Source organism: Paenibacillus allorhizoplanae, assembly GCF_927798215.1.
GTDB classification, from domain to species: domain Bacteria; phylum Bacillota; class Bacilli; order Paenibacillales; family NBRC-103111; genus Paenibacillus_E; species Paenibacillus_E allorhizoplanae.
The window spans coordinates 1-22,967 of the sequence record NZ_CAKMMW010000024.1 but is presented as its reverse complement, the minus strand read 5'-3'; the positions used below and the strand labels follow the sequence as shown (position 1 = coordinate 22,967).

The window sequence follows — 22,967 nt, the reverse complement described above, 5'->3', positions numbered from 1 at the left end:
TTGTTTTTATCTATCTTACAAGTCAATTCGGAGGACTTAACTCCCTATGCCATCGTGTGCGGCGACCCGTTCAGAGCGGAGGCCATTTCCCGTAAGCTGGACAATGCGCGTGAGCTTTCATTCAGCCGAGAATATCGAACTTACGTAGGCGAAAAGAATGGCGTTCCCATCACTGTCGTGAGTCATGGTGTCGGATCGCCAGGAGCAGCAGTTTGCTTCGAGGAGCTCATCAAAGGCGGCGTAAAGACGCTGATTCGCGTCGGAACCGCTGGATCTTACTCCGCCGACGTCCCCCCAGGAAGTCTCGTTGTAAGCACAGCTGCGGTACGTGAAGAAGGCTTAACTCGCCAGTTAGTTCCTCACGGCTTCCCCGCTGTAGCTGATCACGCGGTTACTCGATCGCTGTATGAAGCGGCTTCTGAAACGGACGGACTCGTGAAGCAAGGAATTACCGTTACCTTGGATGCTTTCTTCCAAGGGGTCGAGGAATTCCCTCACCGTAAATACAAGCAAGCTGGCGCTTTGGCCGTAGAGATGGAAATTTCCGCCCTCTATGTCATTGCTTCGCTGCGTGGTGTGCGTGCTGGTGCAATTGTTGCCTTGGACGGTTATGCAGATGCCGATCTACGGGAAGTATACAACCCGCATACGGATGTCGTTTCTGGCGCCATTGAGCGGGAAATTGATGCTGCGATTCGTGCGATTGTGAAATTGTATACGGAAGACAACTAACGCTATATTTGTAAGCCCGTCAGGAAATTCCTGACGGGCTTTTATAAAGATGCAGCACTAATTCCTACATATTCATCTGCAACTCTCCTACCTGATTCTCCGCTACCCATCCTACATCCTACTACTCTCCTGCTGATCATCCGTTCCCCAACTTCCCCCCTGCAAAAGTGCAAAAGAACATCCTTTTCCACCATTTCAACACTTTTCACCTGATTGAAGACCTTATTTCCGCAGCAGCACAACATAACCCCGTCGTTGTGCCCCTCACTCTCACTCATACTCACTAGCGCGAAAAACCTTCAAATCCACTTTAAAGTGGATTTGAAGGTTTTTCGCTTATCTCATTTATTTTACGCCAACCATTGCTTCACTTTTGCTGAGAAATTATTCAGCATCTCTTGTGAACCGAATTGGCCGCTGAAATCTTCAATACCAAGGTAACCGTCGTAGCCAACAGCTTTCAAATCACCAAGCACTTGCTTCCAGTTCACGATACCCGCATCAATTGGTGTCCATTCGCTTTTCCAAAGCTTAATGCCATCTTGCTCTTCACCTGAAAGTGTCCATGCTGCATTCTTAACATGCACATGTGCAAGGTATGGCCCTAGCAATTCAAGACCCATACGGTGGTTCTCGAACCCTTCATGCACCATGTTACCCGCATCGTGAAGCACACCAATGTTCTCCGGTTTGAAACCAGATACGAGTCTATGTGCTAGACCAGCACTCGCAGTGATCGTATTGTGATGCGTCTCTACTAAACCTTTAACGCCATACTGCTGGGAAAGCTCTTGGACATGGTGAAGGTAGTCCACTGCTTTAGCAAACAAATCATTATAGTTTTTGCTCTTATCGTAACCAGGTACGCCAACACGGATGAATGGCACGCCGATTTTTTGAGCTGCTTTAAACACATGCTCCGTTTCAGCAACATCACAGTTATTCAAATACGGTGTAATGCTCAGGTTCACAAGGTTCTCGTTCAGAGCTGCTTGCTTAAAACGTTCTAGTTCAGCATCGGAAGCTGCCGGATCGATTGAGCAAAGATTATTTCTCCAGAAGGATGGCGTCTCTCCAACTGCGTCAGCAGGAATATCTTTGAAGCGCCACTCAATGCCAGTAATACCAGCAGCGGCAGCAGCTTTAGCAAGCTCTTCAGGTGTAAAGTCTGGTGTAGCGACAGTAAATACGGATAATTTCATATATAAGCCTCCTTAAGTATAAGCAAGATCAGGTTGAATGTTTATCTCTCCTATATTTTGCAGTATAATAAAAACGTATTCATTGCATTAATTGGGCAAAAGATTGCTAATATTGACTCCAACTCACAGAGGAGATCTTCACATGCAGGAAATGTACAAGAATCTCGATCGGCTGTTGACTTTCCGACATGCTGTAACCCATAATCCAATTCCATTGGATTTTCACCAGCATCAGGACCAATATGAAATCTATTTCTTCCTTACCGGGGATGTTCATTATTTTATTGAAAAACAAGTGTATCCCCTCCAGTACGGCGACCTGCTGATCATGCATAGCAATGAGCTGCACCGGCCTAATTTTCAATCGAAGAAACAGCGCTATGAGAACGTTGTTATTCATTTCAATCCAGAGCTGCTCCAACATATGAATTCTCAACAGTTCGACTTGTTGAACTGCTTCAATAATCGTGTATTTGGTGAGCAAAATCGCATGAGACTGACGCCGCCGCAAATTGACGACATCATGAAACTCTACGATCGTATGGAAATGCATCGCCGACCGCAGGCACTGCCAGGTTCAGAAATCCTTTATTTTGCTACTTTTATTGAGCTGCTCGTTTTTATTAATCGAGTCTTCCAGAATCAAGGGAAACAAGAAGAACAGGTCATGATGCCAGACAAGCTCTCCTCTCTGTTCACGTATATTGATGAAAATTTAGATCAGGATCTGTCGCTCGAGGTACTCGAACAAGTTGTCTTCATGAATCGCTCCTACCTATGCCGGCTTTTCAAAAAACATACTGGCAGCACCATTCATGAGCATATTCTGTTCAAGCGCATCGCCAGAGCCAAACATTTGCTGCGCGAAGGCTCCACCGTCACCGACACGTGCCAGCTCGCTGGCTTCAACGATTATTCGAACTTCATTCGGACTTTTAAAAAGGCCGTCGGCCTGCCCCCCCGTCAGTACCAATCGCAGCAACGACGGGTGTAAGTGTACTAAGCAGTTTTGCTTACCTTGGAAAATCTCAATCCATACTTAGGAGTTGACCCTTGTGTCCCACAGTCAAATTGCCTCCCCGGAAGGATTGGCGCTGGTTGCCAGACTCCGCGATTTTTGCACAAAACTGCCGGTAGTAGAAGAAAAGGTTGATGGCTTTGGCCACACTACCTTTCGTGTAAAGGACAAACCTTTTATTTTTGTAGGTGAGAGCGATGACCAAGTCTCAACATCTTTCAAAACGAACCTTACTACTCAAGAGTTCCTCTTAGGTCAGGATGGCACGCCTTATAAGAAGACGCCATATATCGGCCAGCATGGCTGGGTTAGCATTATGAACATTGAACTCGTGCCATGGGCAGAGATTGAAGATTTGATCGTAGAAGGGTACGCGCGAACGGCACCTAAAAAGATTGTTCAGCAGTTGAAAGCCACAATGTCATAACCCCGTTGTTATTACAAAAAAAGGTTGCCCAGGTCTCAACGACTTGGGCAACCTTTTTAACTATTCAGAACCTATTTCAGGTTCTCTGGGTTCAATACAAGAAGCTCAGGCAATACGAACATACCATCCTTACGGATCAACACATCGTCAAACCAAATTTCGCCGCCACCATACTCAGGACGTTGGATGTTCACCATATCCCAATGCAGCGAAGATTTGTTGCCGTTGTAAGCATCATCATAACAATTACCAGGTGTGAAGTGGAAGCTTCCGTCGATTTTCTCATCGAACAGAATATCTTTCATCGGGTGCTGAATGTAAGGATTCACGCCAATCGCGAATTCACCTACATAGCGTGCGCCTTCATCCATGTCGAAAATTTCGTTGATACGATCCGTGTCATTCGCCGTCGCTTTAACGATCTTACCATTTTCGAAATGAAGCACCACATTCTCGAAAATAAAGCCATCATGCGGTGAAGGTGTATTATACGAAATTACACCATTGACGGAATCACGCACAGGAGCGGAGTACACTTCGCCATCTGGAATGTTAAGCTCTCCGTCGCATTTCACGCCGCCAATACCTTTGATCGAGAATGTCAAATCTGTACCCGGGCCAACAAGGCGCACTTTGTCAGTGCGATCCATAAGCTCTTTCAACGGATCCATCGCTTTGGACATTTTGCCATAATCCATCGTACATACATTGAAATAGAAATCCTCGAACGCATCCGTACTCATACTAGCAAGCTGAGCCATCGAAGATGTTGGGTAACGAAGAACAACCCATCTTGTATCCTTGATGCGGACATCGAAATGTACCTGTTGATAGTACACGGAATTGTACAACTTCATCCGATCAGCCGGAATATCCGACAGTTCATAAATATTCGCACCACCGCGAACACCTATGTAACCGTTCATTTGCTTCATTTGAAAGGCATCTACATCTGCCCATGTTTGCATTTGAGCTTCCGTACCGTTCATAACGAGCTCACGAATCACAGCATGGTCACGCAAGTTAACAAAAGGATGTGCACCCGCGGCGTGAACCTTTTTGACGATTTCTTTGACAAGAGCAGAATCAATCCCATAAGCTTCAATTAAAATATTTTCACCTGGCTGTGCCTTAACTGAATAATTCACCAATACATCAGCAAGCTTAGTTAATCTAGGATCCAGCATGTGTTATCTCTCCTCTTCATTGGCGGGTTCGATGGGGTCAAATCCTCTTTCATGTGTTTGAAAGCCGACCGTCGTCAAATAGAACCATTCCCCATTCTCCTCTTGCTCGGCATCTAGTTCATAAATAAGCGCACGGAATTTCCTTAACCATTCGGCATATTTCGCTTTACTCATTTTGACTTCAACCTGCGTCATGATAATCGGCCACTGGGATCGGTCTGGCGATGGAATTTGAAACGCCTCTTCGGGGGCATTAATCGCTCTGTTTCTAGCATGTCCAAGTACACTTAATGTACGTTCTCGGTAATAATTTTCTACCTCCGAAACATACGGGAGCAAGTTCTCACCAGGCACAAAACCACGTGCTACGGCACGATAAAATTTTTGCACAATGCCATTCTTAAGCTCCGTACGAACAACGCAAATCAAATTATGACGTTCAAGCTCATTCAAATGATAATGCACTTTGGCGCGCGCCATCCCTAACAGTTTAGCCAACTGCTGACCCGTATAAGCTTTCTCTATAAGATATAGCAGTACTCTAGCGCGAAGTGGATCACTAATTGTTTTGAGTTGTTCGAGTTCTTCAATGATATAAACAGGCTGCAGTTTCATCGTGGATCCGACCTCCCTCTCCAGTACCAAGATGAACGAATGCACCCTATGCTAGAACGAGTTTCACCTCGAAAAAGCCTTGCTACAAGCGCCTCTTGGTCTTCTTATAATCTCTTAAAGAGATTAATTAAACGACGGTCAAATCTTTTTAACCGTATCATAATGCTAAACAGAATCTATGTCAATTGCGGTTTCTGACTACCTAATCATTCAGTACGAGGCCTTTTTCCATGCGACATTTCACCGCTTTAAAGGATTACCGAAATTAAGCTTTCTACTATGGTAGCAAAAAGGGACGTTTCTGTCACCATTAAAGGTAGAAACGTCACCAATAAATTAACTTGCTAGGTTGTATGGCTCCATTCAAATGGAGCTCTCTCATCTATCGATTGTTTAAGAGTAGTAATTTTAGTAGTACATCAGATGACAGATAATGATTTTTGTCATTTGATAGCTCTGTGGTGGATGATGGAAATGAGGGTCTGGAGGGCTATTCTATCAACGCTCATAAACAGCGATTTCAGTTAACAAATTTTGATTTTTGTCATTTGATAGCTCTGTGGTGGATGATGCGAATGAGGATCACGGAGGGCTATTCTATCAACGCTCATAAACAGAGATTTCAGTTAACAAATTTTGATTTTTGTCAGTTGATAGCTCGGTGGTGCATGTTGCGAATGAGGATCCGGAGGGCTACTCTATCAAACGCTCATAAACAGGGATTTCAGTTAACAAATTTTGATTTTTGTCAGTTGTAATTCTTTAACCTTAGGTGGTAATACATTGTTCAAATTTCAATTATTTAAACCGAGTTCTTCATCTAACAGAAAATGATTTTTGTCAGTTGATAGCTCGGTGGTGGATGATGCGAATGAGGATCACGGAGGGCGAAACTACGGGAAAAGCAGCGTGCGCAACGCCGCTGCAGCCTCGCGCGGTGAGCGCGCACCAGCGATGGCGCTCACCACTGCCACGCCGTCCGCCCCTGCGCGGATGACGGCGCCTGCATTCGTGGCATCGATCCCCCCGATGCCCACGAGCGGCAGCTGGATGCCTCCTGCGCGCATCCGCGCTAGTACGGCAGGCCCCTGGACTTCCCGCGCATCGAGCTTCGTGCGCGTGGCATACTGGGGGCCTACGCCAAGATAGTCGGCGCCTTCGGCCAGCGCCGACTGGGCTTCGCCCAAATCGTGGGCCGACACGCCCACGATCATACTCGGCAGCCGCTCGCGCACCGCGGCGGCTGGGGCATCCTCTTGTCCGATGTGAATACCATCGGCCTCAAGCTCTAGAGCCAGCCGTTCATCATCGTTCACGATGAACGGGATCCCGCGCTGCGCGCAAAGGCGGCGCAGCCGCGCGCCCAGCGCGAGCAGCTCCGGCCCCTGCAGGGCACCCGGGCCCTTCTCGCGCAGCTGGAACATCGTAATGCCGCCGTCGATAGCGGCTTCCAGCACTTCATACGGATCAGCCCCGCCACAATTGGGGCTGCCCATCACCAAATACAAACGCAGAGCTTTGCGTATCTCTTCAGCATTCAACACTGTGCTCATCGCACACCTCGCGTTGCCGTATCTTTCGAATCAGCGGCTCGAACACCCTGCTGATAAGCCCAATGATTCGTCGGTCCATGCCCGCTTCCGATATGTAAAGGCTCCGAAATCGCAGCGTGGATGAAGCTTTTCGCCAGTTGCAAGGACGCCTTCGTCGTGAGTCCCTGGGCCAAACCCGACGTCAAAGCAGCTGCAAATGTGCAACCTGTGCCATGCGTATGTTGGGTAACCAAACGTTTTGAAGTGAACTCCGTAAAGGAAACTCCATCATACAGCAAATCCGTCGCTTGCTCCGTATTCGCTTCATGGCCTCCTTTAATCATCACGTGCTTGCAGCCGTATGCATGAATTCGAATGGCTGCCTTCTGCCGAGAGTCCCCGTCCGTAATCGATATCCCGCTAAGCGCCTCCGCTTCAGGGATATTCGGCGTCACCACATCAGCTAATGGCAGCAACGAATGGATCATCGCGTCAATCGCCTCTTGTTGCAAAAGTGAAGCTCCGCCTTTGGCAATCATCACCGGATCTACAACGATCTGCTTCCACCCATACGTTTTAATCGCCGCTGCCACAATGCGAATAATATCACCGCTGAAAAGCATCCCTGTTTTGAGTGCATCCGGCCGTAAATCTTCACCAATAGACGCCAGTTGGCGTTCAATCGCTTCCACACTCATCGGGTAAACACCTTGCACACCTAGCGTATTCTGCGCGGTAACAGCCGTAATCACGGACATTCCGTACACACCGAGTTCTTGAAATGTCTTCAAATCTGCCTGAATACCAGCGCCACCGCCGCTGTCCGAGCCGGCAATCGTCAATGCTTTGTAAATCGCCATGGTACTCCCCCCTACCTACTTTTCGCTACTATTTATCTTAACGGTCATGACAGACGCTATCGTCGCCTATTTCACGATCTCCATAATCTAACGGACACGGCAGTCGTTATTGCAGCTGAATTCTCCAAATGAGCAGGAAATTCGACTGAATAGCGACCTCTGTGTCCGTTAGCTTTTCAAAACTTCATCTATATATCAAATAACGGTTCCTGTGTCCGTTAGCCAAGAGATGATCAAGATCAAGATCAAGATCAAGATCAAGATCAAGATCATGATCAAGATCAAGATCAAGATCAAGATCAAGACCAAGACCAAGACCAAGTCCTAGACCTAAACCCGGCTCAATCCATCCATCGGACTGCTCGCCGACGCATATCGCTTCTTCGGAATGCGCCCTGCCTCAAAGCCCGCGCGTCCCGCTTCGATCGCAAGTTTCATGGCGTAAGCCATTTTGACAGGATCCTTCGCACCGGATACCGCCGTGTTCAGCAGCACACCATCTGCTCCCATTTCCATCGCCAATGACGCATCGGAAGGTGCACCAATCCCTGCATCCACGATGACCGGAACCGTCGCCTGTTCGATAATGAAACTTAGGTTCAAAGGGTTAATGATCCCCTGCCCCGTGCCAATCGGTGATGCGCCAGGCATAATTGCATGTACGCCAAGCGCTTGCAAACGTTTAGCTAGCAAAACATCGTCCGATGTATATGGAAGTACAATAAAGCCTTCCTCCAGCAGCATTTCTGAAGCTTTCAGCGTTTCCACTGGATCGGGCAGCAGCGTCATTTCATCCCCAATAACCTCAACTTTGATCATGTCGCACAAGCCTGAAGCTTTTGCTAAACGTGCGATGCGAACCGCTTCTTCAGCTGTTTTGGCACCGGCCGTATTCGGCAGCAACGTGAAATTCGACGTATCCAGCATGGACAAGAAATTCGGCTGACTCGCCTCAAAAATATTCATCCGACGAACCGCAAACGTCAAAATTTGAGACTCACTGATATCAACCGCTTGTTTTTGAATCTGAAAATCAGGAAACTTCCCCGTACCTAGCAGCAAACGTGAACGAAACTCATATGGACCGATTTTTAACATGTCTTTATCCTCCTCCAACGAAATGAACGATCTCAATTTTGTGACCTTCCGCCAGCTCAGCACCAGCGTGGTCCTCTTTATGTAAAATGGCTGCGTTATGCTCAACCACGAGCATTTTGTCGCTTAGGTCGAAATGCGCAAGCAGCTCCACAACGGTCCGAATCGTATCGGGTACGTCAACCTGCTGACCATTAATGTGCAGTTTCAATGCTTATCAATTCCTTTCCTGTAGCTGAAAATGTGCTTTGATCCTGCTGACTTACTCGCGTGGTCTCTGGCGAAAAATCCGGGCTGAAGGCATCCAGCCAAGGGGCTATCTCACTATTCCCCTGTTCGCCTGCGCTGTCTCCACCCAAAATCAAATCCGCCATCACCCTCCCGGTGATCGGGCTCAGCAAGATCCCGTTGCGGTAATGACCGCACGCTGTGTACAAGCCCTCCACCGTAGGCAACTTGCCGATGTAGGGCAGTCCGTCGCCTGTCTGCGGGCGCAGCCCCGACCAAGCTTTCTCCCACTCGGCATCGCCGAGTAGCGGCATCAGGCCCCTCGCGCGATCCATCAGCTCGGCCAAGCCAGAGAGCGACACCTTGCGGTCATAGCTATTCGGCACGACCGTCGCGCCGACCACCAGCCGTCCGCCGGCTTTCGGAACAATGTAGCACCCTGGCGAGAACAGGGTTTTCTTCAAAGTAGGCTTCGGCGTCCTAACGGAGAAGCACTCGCCCTTCACGGGATACATCGGCAAGTCGATGCCGATGCTCCCAAGCAGCTGACCGCTCCACGTGCCTGCGGCGACGACCACGTGGTCGCTGTAGAGCGGACCGGCGGCCGTCAGCACGCCGATGACGCGCTCCTGCGCGGTCAGCAGCCCTTGCACCTGGGCGAACGATTGCACCTTCGCCCCAAGCACTTGCGCCGCCTGCGCGAATGCCGCCGCCAACAGCGGAGCATCAACCTGCCCATCTTCGGGCAGGTACAGGGCTCCGCGCGTCGCTGCGCTCAGCGCGGGCTCTATAGCCGTGGCTTCAGCGGCGCTGAGCCACTGAGCCTTCTCGCCCGCGGCGCGCTGGAGCTTCTCCCGCGCGCGCAGCTCCTGCTCTTGATCGTCGCTGAGCGCGACGTTCAGCAGCCCCTCACGGACGAGACCGATGTCGATGCCCGTGAGTTCTCGAAGTTCCCCGCTCAGCTCGGGGAACATGGCACGGCTTTGGCGCGCCCACTGGAACAGGGCGCCCGTGTCTTCCATCTCGGACTGCGCACCGAGCATGCCTGCGGCCGCAGCCGAGGCTTCGGTGCCTAGCTGGCTGCGCTCCAACAGCGTGACGGATTGCCCTCTTTTAGCCAAGTAATACGCGATGGATGTACCGATAACACCGCCGCCAACGATGATGACATCTGATCTTGATGCTGACATTTCGCTCACCTCTATTTATTGAAGCTCATCATGATAGGCCAGAACGGCTCCAAGGGGATCCGCTGCATCCCATATTCCGCTCATTACTGCGATGCCAGATGCTCCTGTATCCAGAACGGACTTTACCCTCGCAGGTGTCATCCCGCCTATCGCAATCACAGGAATATTAACGTGATTAACTAGTTGTTTTAACTGCTCCAAGCCCCTAGGCGGCACGCCTTGCTTAGAGTTTGTCGCAAAAATATGACCGAACATAACATAATCGGCCCCTTCTTTTTCACGCCATTTTGCCTCATCTGCATGGTGCACAGAGACTCCGATGCGCTGTATCCCGCGGCAAAACTCATCCTGAATAACAAGAGACGGCGTTGTACCTGGAAGTTGAAGCCCCCCTGTTTGCAAGGCTAGAGCGATAGAGGGAAGACCGTTGACGTACAGGCTTTTGGCTGGAATCCCTTGCTCCAACAAGTACTGAACACCGATAAACACTTCATCCAAGGACTTCGTTTTCTCGCGAATATGAATCGCTGTGACATATGGGTGGATCTGCGCCGCAATCTTTGCGATCTCGGACCATGTATGCTTCCCGCCCGATATAACATGCAGTTCTTTCTGTGACACGCAAGGCTCGACTCCTTTCACGCAACATCGCTTCTCTTTCACCAGCGCCCTTCATCCTGACTTTGCTCGTAAACACAAAAAAACCACTTTCCTCAGGAAAGTGGTTGTAGGCTGCCTCATCATAAACAGATATAAAATCGGCTCCAAAACTCGTTCCACTTTCCTCCGCTGGCATAAACCAGATCAGGTTCAAAGGGTTCAGTCTACACTGTCTCAGCCTCTCGGCGCCCCTAGGGATTCATTCGTATGCAATTACTAAACATCATAGCATGACAGCCAACTCTTGGAAATAACAATTTTCCGTTTCAACTTGCAGTTGACCTAGCCATTCTCAGCACGCTGAGAATTACGTCTCTCTATTGAAACCATTTCCAAAACTTCCCGTATAGAGTATCAGTAAAACTTATATTAAGGGGTGTTTGCCATGGAACCATTTGTACTGCCAGAACCCGATCGACGAAGACCCTCTTCCCTCCCGCCAGGCTTGATGACCAAAATTGTTATCGGCCTTGTTATTGTTCTCGCCCTTATTTTTGGATCGTCCACCTTCTACACGGTACAGGAGCATGAGAAGGCGGCTATTTTAACATTAGGCAAATATACAACAGAGAAGGAAGCTGGGCTTCACTTTAAACTCCCTTTCCCTATTCAACAGGTGATTGTATTACCTGCCAAAAAGACACAACGTATCCAAATCGGCTTCCGTGAAGTGGGTGGCAAAATCACTCCCGTAGAAGAAGAAGCGATGATGATTACGGGGGATGAAAATATTTTATCCGCTGATGCCGTGGTGGAATGGAATATCAGTGACATGCGTAACTACTTGTACAATATTGATAATGCCGAACTGTTCCTACGTAACTCCACAAGCGCAGCGATTCGTTCCGTTATCGGCGCTACTGCGCTAGACTTTGCCATTACCGAAGGAAAAACCGAGGTCCAAGGCAAGGTCAAAGAACGATTGATTGAGATGCAGACGAAGTATCAAACGGGTATTCATATTGTCGATTTGAAATTCCAAGATATCGAGCCGCCAGCTGGCGATGTGCAGAATGCGTTTAAAGATGTAACCAACGCACGCGAAGAGAAAAACACGAAGATTAACGTGGCGACGAAATACGAAAATGATATCCTTCCTAGGGAGCGCGGTAACGCTCAAGCATTGCTTGAGAATGCCGAAGCACAGAAGAAATCACGGATTTTGAATGCGCAGGGAGATGTGGCGAAGTTTAATGCCCTGTATGCGGAGTATGCCAATAATAAATCAGTTACAGAGAGCAGGCTCATCATCGAGACGTTAGAGAAAATATTGCCAAACGCCAAAATTTTCATCAGCGACAGCACTGGCGAAACGGTCAAATATTTACCAATTAATGAGCTGTTGCGCACACCTGCTGCTGCGGCCGGCACGACTGGAGGGACTGCGAAATGACCTTACAAAGCAAATGGATTTTGAGATCCATCCTTGGTGTCGTTCTCGTCATTTTCTTCTTGATTTCCATCTTTATTGTCAAAGAAGGCCAATACCGCGTCGTTCTCAAATTCGGAGAAGCTGTTCGTATCCAAACAGAACCTGGCATTCATTTTAAAATCCCATTCATTGAATCGGTTCGCACGCTTCCTAAATATCAGATGGTGTATGACAGCAAACCTACTTCCATTTTGACCAAAGATAAGAAGCCGATCGAAGTTGATAACTATACGGTATGGCGGATTGATGATGCTCAGCAATTCTTGCGCACGATTCAATCGATCACTGGCGGAGAAGAGCGTATTGATGCCGCAGTATATAACACCGTTAGACGGAAGCTATCGGAGATCAATTACAGCGATATCATTAGTGAAAACACGCAACGTGGTAACTTGAACGATGAGATTACGAAGGAAGTTTCCGAGTTAATGGAGCGCGATAACTATGGTATCCAGATCGTCGATGTGCGCATCAAGCGCACGGATCTGCCTGATTCCAACAAGCAAAGCGTGTATAAACGGATGATCTCTGACCGCCAGTCTATTGCCGCAAAGTACTTGTCCGAGGGCGATGAAGAGTCCAAGAAAATCACCTCCAAAGCCGACAGACAGGCAAGTGAGTTGATCGCGCAAGCTCAAGCGGATGCGAAGAAAATTGTGGCTGAAGGCGAGCAAGAAGCGGCTAAAATCTACAACTCCGCTTACGGCCAGGATCCTGCCTTCTACAATTTCTACCGTACATTGGATAGTTACTTGGTGTCATTTAAAGGGGAGCCGGTCATCATGCTGCCTATCGATTCTCCGTATACGAAAATTTTACTTGGCAAATAATAGTAGATCCCCAAGTAAGTGTAACAAAAGCATGCACATCTGAGGATGGCATGCTTTTTATTTATGTCATTAATCATTTTCCAATGAGCAGCCATTGGATTTATCCAGTGATTTAACCGTTTTGGGAGGTTCATTCTCAACTTCCATTGGATAATTCCATTCTTAACCTTCCAAATGGGTCGATTTCGTAGGAAAATCTGACATTCAAATTGGATTTATCCAATCATAGTTGGATTTTTCATCTCAAAATCCGCATTCTACTGTATTTATCCAATGGCACATATAGGAGGGAGCGAGAACCGTGGAGTGGCTTAGCATTGAGTTATGGGTTATGAGTTAATACACCCAAGCCCCATCCTCCGGAATCACAACCTGCTCCAACAACCCTTCCACTCCCAATCTGTCCCGCAACTCCGCTCTCGTCACATGACAATGATTGATCGCATCCATGTGCACGGCAACGATTTTCGTGAATGGCGCGTACTGGCACAGGCTCACCACATCGTTCGCATCCATTGTGATGGGATCCCCCACTTCGAACTGCGCACCGCCCGCATTGACGATTGCCCAATCTGGCAGATGCATTTCCAACGCTTGCTGTACGTCGTCACACCAAATCGTATCCCCCGCGAGATATAGTGTTGGCTCGTTCTCCGCTTTGAACACAAAGCCCGAAACCTGCCCCATCAACTTCCCAATCTCCCCAGTTCCATGCTGCCCAGATGTTCGGAACAAGGTTACTCCCTGTTGCGTAAGTGACTCCTGGATCGCCATTACTGACGTGAATCCAGCTGCCGTAAAGGCTCCTTCATCCCCTGGTTGGCACAGGATAGGCGTTGATTTGGGCAGTGCTTCCGCTGCTGCTCCATCCCAGTGATCCCCATGCAAATGTGTCACAATAATCACGTCTGGTTGACCTATTTCTGCTAACGGAACTGGCAGAGACACGATTGGATTTCGCCTAGGATTGGCTGTATTCACGATCGGTGGGTTTACCCCCGCGTCACTAAACATCGGATCAATCAGGAATTTAATGCCAGCGTATTCCAGCCAAAATGTGGCATGGCGAATGAGTTGAAGCTTCATTTTCAAAGCACCTCTTATCTTCTAATTGTTGTTCTGCTACAATTGTAAAATAATTGGCTTGTTTCTCATACAATCTGCTGAAACGAATATACGATTTTCCATTTCATTGTGAAAGGAATTCAACACGTGCTAAGCAACCCACCGATCGATGAGATCGATTTACGTATCTTACAGCATTTGCTCCAAGATGCTACTCAGTCGCATAAAGCGATTGGTCAACAGGTTCATCTAACTGGCCAAGCGGTCGGCGCACGCGTACGCAAGCTCCAGGATCTCGGCATCATTACGGGTTATACTGTAAACTGGAATCCCGAGAAAATCGGGCAGGTCGTGCACGCGTTTATCGTTGTTTTTATGAAATCTAATACGGCACATCAAGCTTTCCTCACATATATTCAACACCAAGAGAGTGTTGTAGAGACGCACCGCGTCAGCGGCGAAGGCTGTTATTGGATGAGAGTGCGCGTCCGTACGCCCCTTGAATTGAATGCTTTCCTGGATGAACTTCTCACCTATGGCAATTACAAAGTCAGTCTTTCCATCGGGCAAGTCAAATAGCAGTCTGCTTCGCCTCAAGCTGGTCACGAAAGGATGTTCACCTAGATGCTGCCTCAATTAAATCGTCAATTAGAAAAGATTTTGCCGCTGATCACACCCATAAGTGTCCTTATCGGTGTTCTACTCGGAAGTCACTTATCTGGATTTACTTATTTGTCGCCATGGTTGTTTGCATTCATGACTTTTTCGGGGAGCATCGCTTCGAGCTTCAAAGAATTCATTAAGGTCGTCGTTGGGCCACTGCCCCTTATCACTACTTTGTTCATTTTGCATGTCGGGATGCCGCTGATCGCACTCGGACTCGGTCATGCTGTCTATAGTCATGAACCGCTGACAATTACGGGACTTATTTTGGCGGCAGCCATTCCAACAGGGATTACAAGCTTTGTGTGGGTGGCCATTTATCGAGGCAATATTGTATTAACGTTATCGATCATCCTGATGGATACGATTCTTTCACCCTTCGTCGTGCCGTATACGCTCTCGTTATTGGTTGGCACCAAAGTGCAGCTCGATACGTTTGCGATGATGAAAGGTTTGTTCTTCATGATCGTCGTTCCTTCTCTCATTGGGATGGGGCTGAATCAATGGACGCGTGGGAAAATTAAGGAGCAATGGGGAGGCCGTTTAGGTCCTTTTTCGAAAATATTCATGGGCGTCGTCGTTGCCATTAACAGCTCCGTCATCGCTCCGTATTTGCGTGACTTCAACGCAAAGCTGCTCGGCTTGGCAGGTTTTGTACTTATCGTGGCCTCACTTGGCTACATGATCGGTTGGCTTGTCGCTAGATTGTTCCGCTGGGAGCAAGATGTCGTGGTTGCCCTTACTTTTAACAGTGGTATGCGTAATATTAGTGCGGGCGCGGTACTCGCTGTAGCTTACTTCCCGCCACCCGTGGCGATCCCAGTCGTGCTTGGCATGCTGTTCCAGCAATCCCTTGCTTCTCTCTTCGGCTTTCTGCTGAATCGGAAATATGCCTTGAAAAGTGACACGCCAAGCTTACATGTTAATGGTGTTAAACAAATGTGAAAAAGACTGCTCAGCAATCGCTGGGCAGCCTACATGCTCCTCATTATTTCGATAGCCGACTAAACATCACATACGAATAAATAATCGGAATGAAAGAACTAATGACGATAGCGGCTATAAATATGCCGATCGCAATTGAGCTCGTTAAAAACGCTGCAATGAAGGCAACAATGCCGCCAATCATCATCAGTGGACCTCCCAAACGATGTGTCTTTCGCCAAATTTCTTCGTTAGCGAGCGTCCACGGTGTCCGTATGCCAAACGTATAGTTGGGCTTCACTTGTGTTAAAAAGTTCCCCATCACAGCAAACAACACGCCCAGCAAAATCATCGTCATTTTCTTAAAGTCCAAGCTGTAGCCCAAGTTAAAGACAATGATCGCCCAACCTACGATAGCTAAAAGGATCGTAACTCCGAACCGCGTCACCTCAAATGCTGCAGGAAATTTCTCGAAATTTGCTTTCTTCGGATCGATCGCTCTCATAGCCCGTATGAATAGCGGCAGCAGACCCAGCAGTACTAGCATGAGCAGCGACATTTCTTTACTCATCGTCCCATTCACTTCATTATTTACGCCAAAATGGCTCGCCATCGTGGCCGGAAGACGGTTATACAGAATGAAGCCCCCTATCGCTGGGGAAAGGCTAATCACAAGTAACAAAATTTCCTTCCATTTTTTCATGACGATTCCTCCTCATCTTTTTTGTTAAGTATGTTAAACATCCATCCGATGACGTCTTCAACAACTGTAGTGTGCAAAGTATACAGGATATGTTGTCCATGACGTTCATCCATAACGAGTCCCGCCTGTTTAAGCAGGTTCAAATGATGCGATATGCTCGGCTTACTAATCTTGAAATGATCAGCAATATCACCAGCATTCATACTCTTTTCTCGCAGCAGTTGCAAAATTTCACGACGAGTCGGGTCCGCTAGCGCTTTAAATGCCTCATTCAAATGGAAGTCCCTCCTTATTTAGATATTTGTCTAAATGTATAATAAAATAATACATCGATTATTCCCACCTGTCAATTGGCATGTGCCTTCAACTGTTTTGGCTATTAGACGATGTAGGTTTATAATAAGAAAGAGATTTTCGGTCACCGAAAACTTACACTTTCTTATGTGGTAAAGAAATCAAACTTAACTTCTCGCGTCAGACAGGATGGTACTCATGAACGATAAAATTGTAATGCCCGTTTGGACAATCGGTTTGTTCATTGTGGTTATGAATACGACGATGTTCAACGTCTCGATTCCCAGTATTATTCAAGATCTTAACATCACGGCGGATCTTGGATCCTGGGTCATCTCCAGCTATTCCATTGGCTATGCCTTATCTACGGTTATATACAGTAGACTCTCCGATGTGGTGCAGATTCGTAAACTGCTCACGGTAGGGCTTATTGTGCTCGGACTTTCCTCAGTGTTCGGACTGTTCGCAACGGAGTTCCACACACTGCTGGCGGCACGTATTCTACAATCCGCAGGCGCTGGGGTGATGGCAGGACTTGGATTGGTTCTCGCCAGTCGCTACATCCCGATTGAACGAAGAGGCTCGGCGATTGCGATGATTTCCGCTGGGAGCGCGATGGCCTTCGGACTCGGCCCGATCGTTGGCGGATTAATAAGCGAATACTTTGGCTGGAATGGGTTGTTCGCCATTACCTGCCTAGTCTTAGTCATTCTTCCCATTCTCTTGCGCTTGCTTCCCAAAGAACAGCCTGTGCCGTTCCGATTTGACATGCTAGGGGCGCTATTGACGGTCCTCAATGCCGCGACCTTACTGCTCGCGGTCACGCAAATTTCTGGCGTTTGGCTTGCCATTAGTGCCATCTCCTTTGGCATACATGTCTGGCATCTACGGCGATCAAGCGACACGTTCATTAATCCTGTATTGCTAGCGAATCCAGCGTTTCGGAAGCTTGTCGTCATTGGGTTCTGCATCTTGGTCCTGAACCTTGGGAATCTATTTCTAATGCCACTCGTTCTGGCCAAAGTGTTCCATCAATCCGCCATGACCATCGGTTTAACGATTGCGCCAGGAGCGATTCTGTCGGCGTTCTTAACCCGCTTCGTCGGCCGTTGGATTGATCGATTCGGCAATCTGCGGTTTCTGCTCATCGGCCACGGAGTTTTATCCCTGGTGATGATCGCATTCGCGACATTGCTTGGTGCTTCACCGCTTGTCGTCATGATCGGTTATCTTTGTTTCTCTCCTGCATTTTCCGCAACAATCGCATCGTTAAATAATGAGACTTCACGCATCTTGCCGAAGCATTTAATTGGCTCGGGCATGGGACTTATGCAGCTGATCCAGTTTTTTGGAGGATCCATGTCCGTTGCGATATGCGGCATTCTAATTGAAATTCAGCGGAATACGTCATTCCTTCATGCGTACAAGCATGTATACGGTTTATTAATTCTGGTTGGTCTTTGCTCACTAGGCATGCTTCTGTGGTACAGGCTCTCAGGGATGCGGGTAGGTATCGAGGATAGCGCGGCAGCCAAATAGAACGGAACGACGATTCAAATGAATAAAGGCATCTTCGCTCCCCATCTCGGGGTGAAGGTGTCTTTTTTGAGTAATTAACCATTGGATACACTTTTTAGCTTTTTAGCACAACTTATTATCCATTTTATAGTAGAACATACTAGGTGATTGAAATAACCAATAAAGGAAGTGACAGATGATGTGGAAAAGGACAATAGCGCTAGGGCTAATCGCTATAGGTTTGCAAGTCAGTCTTGGAGCTTCTTCAGGAAACGCTTATGAATATGAAGATACACCAACGGAAGTCGCGGACGGGATCCATATCCCCAGAGAGCTAACGCTGCTTGAGGACATTCCTTATTATGTGATTCCGAATGCCCTATTGAACAAAGCGGAAGGGTCCATCTCCCCACAAACTGTTAAGGTCATTGAAGCCGAAAACCACTGGTCAGGCGCTTGGAATTGGTGGAAAATTCATACGGACGCTGGGGATCGATGGATTAAAACCGCTCCTTGGCAATTCGATACCCCGCCGCCAACGACAATCAATTTGATGACCGAGACTCCTCTATATGCGAAGCCTTCGGAAAACAGCAAGCCAACAGCAGCCCTTTCCCCACAAGAAGTCCAAGTGGTCGACGCAGAAAAAGGTTGGTTCAGGAATAGCTCTGGAACAGGCGAAGTATACAATCCAAAAAAGTGGCTTAAAATCCACACAACTTGGCTGGGAGATCAATGGGTTCATTTAAATCTAGATCAGATCGGTAATTTTTATCCGGCAGATCAAATGAGTTATTTTTCAAATTATTACTATAATCTTAAGCCTCAATTCGATTATCAAACTTATCAAACAGATGGAACTCTTTCGAAGCAGTTTGCGCATGTGACCGGTAAATTTCGCACTTTTCTCGGCACCTATTATCAAATTGAAACAGCTGATGGTGTGAAATGGACATTTGGTGGCGGACAACCGATCGTAGCCGAAACCAAGATCATTAAACGAACACATCCAAGTGCGTTGTATACGTATCCCTCCTCCCAGTATGAGGATGAGCCTAAGCTCATTCTTACGGGTGACTTGCCTTACTATGAGAAGACGTATAACGAGTACATCACGAATTATGGCTATGACGGTGATTGGTATCACGTTCGTACTCCTCAAGGTGAAGGCTGGTTTAATCCTACATTTGCCGAGCCTGAGGATGCAGTCGCTGAGACCGCAACGATACAACTTAACTCTCCTGTCACGGCGCTTTTTCGGTATCCAAATACAGGAATTATCCTCAATCATGGACAGATCGGCCCACAAACTCTCCATCCAATAGCTGCTTGGACAGACCCGAATGGAATCCGTTGGTTCCAGATTAACTCTTTCGTAGGTGAGTCTTGGATCCATCTTGATCCCTTTCAGGATAGAGTGATTCTGAAAGATCGCGAAACAGACGCGGTTATCCAAAGCGATTCTTCCTATCAAGGAGCTTTCTTGCAAAATGAGAAAGGTGCCTATACCGACGGTAGTGAATCCATCGGATACGACGACAAGCAAGGAGAACCCTTTCTAGATACTGCCTTTCTAGCACGTTTGTATCATTTCGAGCTAACAGGTCCCGATGTCGCGGGCTGGTGGACTTTAAAGGACGATTCTGGATATGCTTTTCAAATCAAAGCAGGGGATCTTCAAGCTAGTACCCTCTGGGATGGTAAACTTGTTAAACCATTGAAACTATCGTCTTCACCCGATCCCTCTAGCAAGCAAGGCCCGCCATTCCTCAGTCTGACCGATGTAAGGACTTTGTTTGGAGCTACCACAAGCGTTAACATCGGCAATAACATTGGGAAGATGGTCACTTTAAATGCTCAGCGGTATACAATTGATCATTTACAACTACCACCTAATGCGGTTAATCATCAATTACCAATATCAGGACTTATCTATGAAAATCGGTATTTGGATTACAATAGCATCGCTCCAGTTTTTCAACTTACAGTGAAGAACCGAGATTTGGGCGAAACATCCACAACCGAACAAGTTGCCGCGATGAAGCTACTTTATGATTTAGGCTATAGTAGTAGGCTTTACGACATTTCAATGGATCACCCACTTCAGCCAGGGATGAATCATTTCACTATTCGTTTCCATGCGGGTGAACGCATTATTTGGCAGCGTGATTGGGACATCATGGATACGGCGAAATAGCCTTATGTACAAGAAAGCAGGTTGCCGAGGCAACCTGCTTTTTCACACTCTACAATTAACCACGCCTCCACTCACGCTTTAGCATGCCATATACGATAAGGTCGATGTAATGATCGTTCAGCCATGCAGCATCCCGAATCTGCCCTTCTCTCGTAAACCCTAATTTCTCCGGAATGGCGCGGCTTTTAAAGTTGCTATCCCCACATCTGATTTCGATACGATTTAGGCCCAGTTCGTTAAACGAATAGTCCACAAGCCATTGGCAGGCTCGGGTCATGATGCCGTGTCCTTGAAAGCCTTCTCCTAACCAGTAACCCAGACTAGCGCAATGATTAGCCCAATTGATCGGGTGAAAACCGATGCAGCCTGCGAACTCTCCTTTGAACCAAATGCCAGCATTGAAGCCATTATTGGATGCCTCTTGACTCTGACAGTGCTGGATAAAAGCTCTAGAATGATCGCTATTCCGTGTTGCATCTACCCATGGCAACCATTCTCTCAGGTAGTCACGACAACTGTCTGTTAATGCAAATATGGCTTCAGCATCCTTTGGTTCGAGTGATTTCAGTGTGAGATCAGCATCCAGTTCAATGCGCATATCTTCTTCCCCTCCAAGTGATTTCTCAAGTCGATCCCTTCGCATAAACTGCAAAAAATAACATCATTTCTCCGATGATTACGTAATTCGGCACTTCGAATATCAGATTTAACCCAAGAAATACAGCTAGTAAGCCTAGAAACACGGCTAGATGAGCTATCTTTAATCGTTGGTGTGCATGTCTATACTTGTGGAAGACTAGCGATGTCGAGAAAAAGTACAAAAGCACAGAGCCGAAAATAAAGCTTAACATAAACCCATAATTCAACTGCTCCAAGAATAACAGTTGGATCGATGCGGCAATCATGCACAAGGATAAATAGATGAATAAATGACCATAGATGATGGTCTGACCTGCCGTTTCTAAGGCTTTGTTCACTTTCTTCTCAACATTCTCAAAGTATTGCCACCACATCGCAATGATGAGCAAAAAGGTGAGTGATGCGAAAAGTATAGATCGCCATGTCCAATCACTGGACTGTAAGACAGTCAGTATGCTTATGACCGATTCCCCAAGCAAAATCAGCGTAAATAACGAGAACCGCTCTAATAAATGATGGGTATTAATCGGACTTCTGACCAAGTATTTCCGACCCAATAGGGGGAGCAAAATATCCACCATAATGCCCGCATACAACACCGCGTATCGAATCCACGAGTCAAAAAATAGGGAGAGTGCCGATATGGCAAGCCCGATCCAAAAACGGCTGCCTAAATATCGTGCAGTAATCCGTCGATGATCTTCTTCTTTTTTATGAACAGCCAAGTATTGAATCGCCGTCATCGCTCGCAATCCTAGGTAGCCGATGAGAAAGGGCACAAAATACTGATCAAAGTCGACGGACAAGCTAGCCGTCATTATTAACACGAAAAATAATTGCAGAATGAGAAAAACACGATGCGATGTACTGTCCCGTCCAAACCGATTGACAAATAGGGACTGCCCCACCCAAGCCCACCAAATCGGAATAAAGATTAGAACGAATTTGCTTAAATACTCCAGTGGGATCGTTCCGTGATGCACATGCAGCAAGACGTGACTTGCTTTGGAAACAGCTGCTACAAAAAGCAGGTCGTAGAATAGCTCAAGCCAGGTTACCTTTTTCTCGACCATTGCTTTGATGTGATGCAGCCCTGATGCGGGATTGTTCATTATTGGGCTCCTTTACTAAATTTCATCGTCATTCTGATTTCAGCCTATATCTGTCGTTACTCCGAATGTCATCTACGATTTCATTCAAATTCTCAACTCGGTGTGAGCTTGTATCCTTAACATGCCTCGGTTCTAATCCAGAATTTTCAAATTCATCGATGAGAATTAGGCAACGTTCACCCATTTGATGCTGCGGTAATCTCGTTTGATCCCTCTGTAGGAGCGTCGATTTGTCTGTCCACAATACCACATAAACAACATTCGTATTTAATGCTATTAATTGCTTTTGAAGCCACTTCGCCTCTTCAGGAAATGTCACATAATCGACGACCACATCTACACCATGTGTAATAAAATTAGATGTAAGCCGCCAAATGTTTTGCCAAATAAGTAATAACTCTGACCGGCTTTCCCATGGTTTCTCCCGACCATTCACGTGCATATGACTGACAGCATCACCTGAAATGTAAGCAGAGTTTGGCAAAGCTTTGGCCAACGCTTGGGAAGTCGTAGATTTTCCCACCCCTGCTGGTCCAGATACCAGATAGACAGTTTGCATGGTTAACACTCCTTATCGCAGGCAATATGAGTCTCCCCCTCAAGCCTCACGTTCTCCCCTAAAAATGTCTTCTCCACGTATTCGAGATGAACATCGATAATCCTGTAGCTCCAGGGTAGAGTTTAACTGTATAACCTACAGCTAATTTCCTCGAATCCAACTGATTATCAGAATTTGATGGAAAATTGGACCTCTGTCAAGAAAGTAGACACCTATTAAGAGAATTAACTAACTTCTTTGTAGTAGTTTTCTTCATATTGAACTGGTGAAAGGTAACCTAAAGAA

General features: G+C 47.1%; 24 protein-coding genes and 1 riboswitch. Of the genes, 9 read left to right on the top strand and 15 right to left on the bottom strand.

Annotated elements, in window-relative coordinates; translation table 11 throughout:
* Positions 1–732 carry a nucleoside phosphorylase gene (locus L6I86_RS28265; RefSeq protein WP_236291806.1) on the top strand — a complete coding sequence of 244 codons (732 nt, stop codon included), beginning with the start codon at positions 1–3 and terminating at the stop codon, positions 730–732.
* Between the two features lie 350 nt (positions 733–1,082).
* On the opposite strand, the gene L6I86_RS28260 is transcribed toward L6I86_RS28265, so the two are convergent.
* Entirely contained in the window at positions 1,083–1,934 is an 852-nt protein-coding gene (locus tag L6I86_RS28260) for a sugar phosphate isomerase/epimerase family protein (protein ID WP_236291805.1), read from the bottom strand.
* A 142-nt stretch (positions 1,935–2,076) separates the two neighbouring features.
* Here L6I86_RS28260 and L6I86_RS28255 point away from each other — a divergent pair, with 142 nt between their 5' ends.
* Both L6I86_RS28255 and L6I86_RS28250 read left to right on the top strand, forming a co-directional pair.
* Positions 2,077–2,928: an AraC family transcriptional regulator gene (locus L6I86_RS28255; protein ID WP_236291804.1), complete on the top strand. Its 852-nt coding sequence runs from the start codon at positions 2,077–2,079 to the stop codon at positions 2,926–2,928.
* A 61-nt stretch (positions 2,929–2,989) separates the two neighbouring features.
* Positions 2,990–3,379, top strand: a complete 390-nt coding sequence (locus L6I86_RS28250) for an MmcQ/YjbR family DNA-binding protein (RefSeq protein ID WP_056608201.1) — start codon at positions 2,990–2,992, stop codon at positions 3,377–3,379.
* A gap of 71 nt (positions 3,380–3,450) precedes the next feature.
* Here L6I86_RS28250 and L6I86_RS28245 read toward each other — a convergent pair whose 3' ends face one another.
* From L6I86_RS28245 to L6I86_RS28210, 8 genes are all read right to left on the bottom strand, one after another.
* A complete protein-coding gene (locus tag L6I86_RS28245) occupies positions 3,451–4,566 on the bottom strand; it encodes an aminopeptidase (RefSeq protein ID WP_236291803.1) in 1,116 nt (371 codons plus the stop codon).
* 3 nt (positions 4,567–4,569) lie between these two features.
* Positions 4,570–5,181: an ArsR/SmtB family transcription factor gene (locus tag L6I86_RS28240; protein ID WP_056608195.1), complete on the bottom strand. Its 612-nt coding sequence runs from the start codon at positions 5,179–5,181 to the stop codon at positions 4,570–4,572.
* A gap of 893 nt (positions 5,182–6,074) precedes the next feature.
* Positions 6,075–6,734, bottom strand: a complete 660-nt coding sequence (thiE, locus tag L6I86_RS28235; RefSeq protein ID WP_236291802.1) for a thiamine phosphate synthase — start codon at positions 6,732–6,734, stop codon at positions 6,075–6,077.
* Positions 6,731–7,573 (bottom strand): bifunctional hydroxymethylpyrimidine kinase/phosphomethylpyrimidine kinase, encoded by an 843-nt coding sequence (gene thiD, locus L6I86_RS28230; RefSeq protein ID WP_236291801.1) that lies wholly within the window; start codon positions 7,571–7,573, stop codon positions 6,731–6,733. The genes thiE and thiD overlap by 4 nt, the downstream gene beginning before the upstream one ends.
* Positions 7,574–7,903: 330 nt before the next feature.
* Entirely contained in the window at positions 7,904–8,671 is a 768-nt protein-coding gene (locus L6I86_RS28225; protein WP_056608186.1) for a thiazole synthase, read from the bottom strand.
* Positions 8,672–8,675: 4 nt separating this feature from the next.
* Positions 8,676–8,879: a sulfur carrier protein ThiS gene (gene thiS / locus L6I86_RS28220; protein ID WP_056608183.1), complete on the bottom strand. Its 204-nt coding sequence runs from the start codon at positions 8,877–8,879 to the stop codon at positions 8,676–8,678.
* The gene (thiO, locus tag L6I86_RS28215) at positions 8,863–10,086 is read right to left on the bottom strand and encodes a glycine oxidase ThiO (protein ID WP_236291800.1); all 1,224 of its coding nucleotides are present in this window, start codon (positions 10,084–10,086) and stop codon (positions 8,863–8,865) included. The genes thiS and thiO overlap by 17 nt, the downstream gene beginning before the upstream one ends.
* A gap of 15 nt (positions 10,087–10,101) precedes the next feature.
* Positions 10,102–10,707 (bottom strand): thiamine phosphate synthase, encoded by a 606-nt coding sequence (locus L6I86_RS28210; RefSeq protein ID WP_236291799.1) that lies wholly within the window; start codon positions 10,705–10,707, stop codon positions 10,102–10,104.
* A 143-nt stretch (positions 10,708–10,850) separates the two neighbouring features.
* A riboswitch (TPP riboswitch) is annotated at positions 10,851–10,949 on the bottom strand.
* A 182-nt stretch (positions 10,950–11,131) separates the two neighbouring features.
* On the opposite strand from L6I86_RS28210, the gene hflK reads away from it, so the two are divergent.
* Positions 11,132–12,139, top strand: coding sequence for an FtsH protease activity modulator HflK (gene hflK, locus L6I86_RS28205; protein ID WP_236291798.1), 1,008 nt, complete (start codon positions 11,132–11,134; stop codon positions 12,137–12,139).
* The gene (gene hflC / locus L6I86_RS28200) at positions 12,136–13,008 is read left to right on the top strand and encodes a protease modulator HflC (protein WP_236291797.1); all 873 of its coding nucleotides are present in this window, start codon (positions 12,136–12,138) and stop codon (positions 13,006–13,008) included. Before hflK ends, hflC begins: the two co-directional genes overlap by 4 nt.
* 336 nt (positions 13,009–13,344) lie before the next feature.
* Here hflC and L6I86_RS28195 read toward each other — a convergent pair whose 3' ends face one another.
* Complete coding sequence (locus L6I86_RS28195; RefSeq protein ID WP_236291796.1) at positions 13,345–14,094, bottom strand: MBL fold metallo-hydrolase; 750 nt, start codon at positions 14,092–14,094, stop codon at positions 13,345–13,347.
* Between the two features lie 108 nt (positions 14,095–14,202).
* On the opposite strand from L6I86_RS28195, the gene L6I86_RS28190 reads away from it, so the two are divergent.
* Positions 14,203–14,652: an Lrp/AsnC family transcriptional regulator gene (locus tag L6I86_RS28190; RefSeq protein ID WP_236291795.1), complete on the top strand. Its 450-nt coding sequence runs from the start codon at positions 14,203–14,205 to the stop codon at positions 14,650–14,652.
* A gap of 45 nt (positions 14,653–14,697) precedes the next feature.
* Positions 14,698–15,681, top strand: coding sequence for a bile acid:sodium symporter family protein (locus L6I86_RS28185; RefSeq protein ID WP_236291794.1), 984 nt, complete (start codon positions 14,698–14,700; stop codon positions 15,679–15,681).
* A gap of 43 nt (positions 15,682–15,724) precedes the next feature.
* On the opposite strand, the gene L6I86_RS28180 is transcribed toward L6I86_RS28185, so the two are convergent.
* Entirely contained in the window at positions 15,725–16,363 is a 639-nt protein-coding gene (locus tag L6I86_RS28180; protein ID WP_236291793.1) for an SdpI family protein, read from the bottom strand.
* Positions 16,360–16,638 (bottom strand): autorepressor SdpR family transcription factor, encoded by a 279-nt coding sequence (locus L6I86_RS28175; protein WP_056608162.1) that lies wholly within the window; start codon positions 16,636–16,638, stop codon positions 16,360–16,362. The genes L6I86_RS28180 and L6I86_RS28175 overlap by 4 nt, the downstream gene beginning before the upstream one ends.
* 217 nt (positions 16,639–16,855) lie before the next feature.
* Here L6I86_RS28175 and L6I86_RS28170 point away from each other — a divergent pair, with 217 nt between their 5' ends.
* Positions 16,856–18,196, top strand: a complete 1,341-nt coding sequence (locus L6I86_RS28170) for an MFS transporter (RefSeq protein ID WP_236291792.1) — start codon at positions 16,856–16,858, stop codon at positions 18,194–18,196.
* Positions 18,197–18,374: 178 nt separating this feature from the next.
* Positions 18,375–20,372, top strand: a complete 1,998-nt coding sequence (locus L6I86_RS28165) for a hypothetical protein (RefSeq protein WP_236291791.1) — start codon at positions 18,375–18,377, stop codon at positions 20,370–20,372.
* A 55-nt stretch (positions 20,373–20,427) separates the two neighbouring features.
* Here the strand turns inward: L6I86_RS28165 and L6I86_RS28160 are convergent, their stop codons facing one another.
* From L6I86_RS28160 to L6I86_RS28150, 3 genes are all read right to left on the bottom strand, one after another.
* The gene (locus tag L6I86_RS28160; RefSeq protein ID WP_236291790.1) at positions 20,428–20,970 is read right to left on the bottom strand and encodes a GNAT family N-acetyltransferase; all 543 of its coding nucleotides are present in this window, start codon (positions 20,968–20,970) and stop codon (positions 20,428–20,430) included.
* Positions 20,971–20,995: 25 nt separating this feature from the next.
* Positions 20,996–22,084 (bottom strand): low temperature requirement protein A, encoded by a 1,089-nt coding sequence (locus L6I86_RS28155; protein WP_236291890.1) that lies wholly within the window; start codon positions 22,082–22,084, stop codon positions 20,996–20,998.
* Positions 22,085–22,151: 67 nt separating this feature from the next.
* Positions 22,152–22,682: a P-loop nucleotide/nucleoside kinase family protein gene (locus L6I86_RS28150; RefSeq protein WP_236291789.1), complete on the bottom strand. Its 531-nt coding sequence runs from the start codon at positions 22,680–22,682 to the stop codon at positions 22,152–22,154.
* Positions 22,683–22,967: the final 285 nt, after the last annotated feature.

Excerpts from the sequence above, each read along its gene's own strand:
- L6I86_RS28260 (WP_236291805.1), bottom strand. The coding sequence starts at position 1,934 with ATGAAATTATCCGTATTTACTGTCGCTACACCAGACTTTACACCTGAA.
- L6I86_RS28255 (WP_236291804.1), top strand. The coding sequence starts at position 2,077 with ATGCAGGAAATGTACAAGAATCTCGATCGGCTGTTGACTTTCCGACAT.
- L6I86_RS28245 (WP_236291803.1), bottom strand. The coding sequence starts at position 4,566 with ATGCTGGATCCTAGATTAACTAAGCTTGCTGATGTATTGGTGAATTAT.
- L6I86_RS28240 (WP_056608195.1), bottom strand. The coding sequence starts at position 5,181 with ATGAAACTGCAGCCTGTTTATATCATTGAAGAACTCGAACAACTCAAA.
- thiE (WP_236291802.1), bottom strand. The coding sequence starts at position 6,734 with ATGAGCACAGTGTTGAATGCTGAAGAGATACGCAAAGCTCTGCGTTTG.
- thiD (WP_236291801.1), bottom strand. The coding sequence starts at position 7,573 with ATGGCGATTTACAAAGCATTGACGATTGCCGGCTCGGACAGCGGCGGT.
- L6I86_RS28225 (WP_056608186.1), bottom strand. The coding sequence starts at position 8,671 with ATGTTAAAAATCGGTCCATATGAGTTTCGTTCACGTTTGCTGCTAGGT.
- thiO (WP_236291800.1), bottom strand. The coding sequence starts at position 10,086 with ATGTCAGCATCAAGATCAGATGTCATCATCGTTGGCGGCGGTGTTATC.
- hflK (WP_236291798.1), top strand. The coding sequence starts at position 11,132 with ATGGAACCATTTGTACTGCCAGAACCCGATCGACGAAGACCCTCTTCC.
- hflC (WP_236291797.1), top strand. The coding sequence starts at position 12,136 with ATGACCTTACAAAGCAAATGGATTTTGAGATCCATCCTTGGTGTCGTT.
- L6I86_RS28195 (WP_236291796.1), bottom strand. The coding sequence starts at position 14,094 with ATGAAGCTTCAACTCATTCGCCATGCCACATTTTGGCTGGAATACGCT.
- L6I86_RS28185 (WP_236291794.1), top strand. The coding sequence starts at position 14,698 with ATGCTGCCTCAATTAAATCGTCAATTAGAAAAGATTTTGCCGCTGATC.
- L6I86_RS28180 (WP_236291793.1), bottom strand. The coding sequence starts at position 16,363 with ATGAAAAAATGGAAGGAAATTTTGTTACTTGTGATTAGCCTTTCCCCA.
- L6I86_RS28170 (WP_236291792.1), top strand. The coding sequence starts at position 16,856 with ATGAACGATAAAATTGTAATGCCCGTTTGGACAATCGGTTTGTTCATT.
- L6I86_RS28165 (WP_236291791.1), top strand. The coding sequence starts at position 18,375 with ATGTGGAAAAGGACAATAGCGCTAGGGCTAATCGCTATAGGTTTGCAA.
- L6I86_RS28160 (WP_236291790.1), bottom strand. The coding sequence starts at position 20,970 with ATGCGCATTGAACTGGATGCTGATCTCACACTGAAATCACTCGAACCA.
- L6I86_RS28155 (WP_236291890.1), bottom strand. The coding sequence starts at position 22,084 with ATGGTCGAGAAAAAGGTAACCTGGCTTGAGCTATTCTACGACCTGCTT.
- L6I86_RS28150 (WP_236291789.1), bottom strand. The coding sequence starts at position 22,682 with ATGCAAACTGTCTATCTGGTATCTGGACCAGCAGGGGTGGGAAAATCT.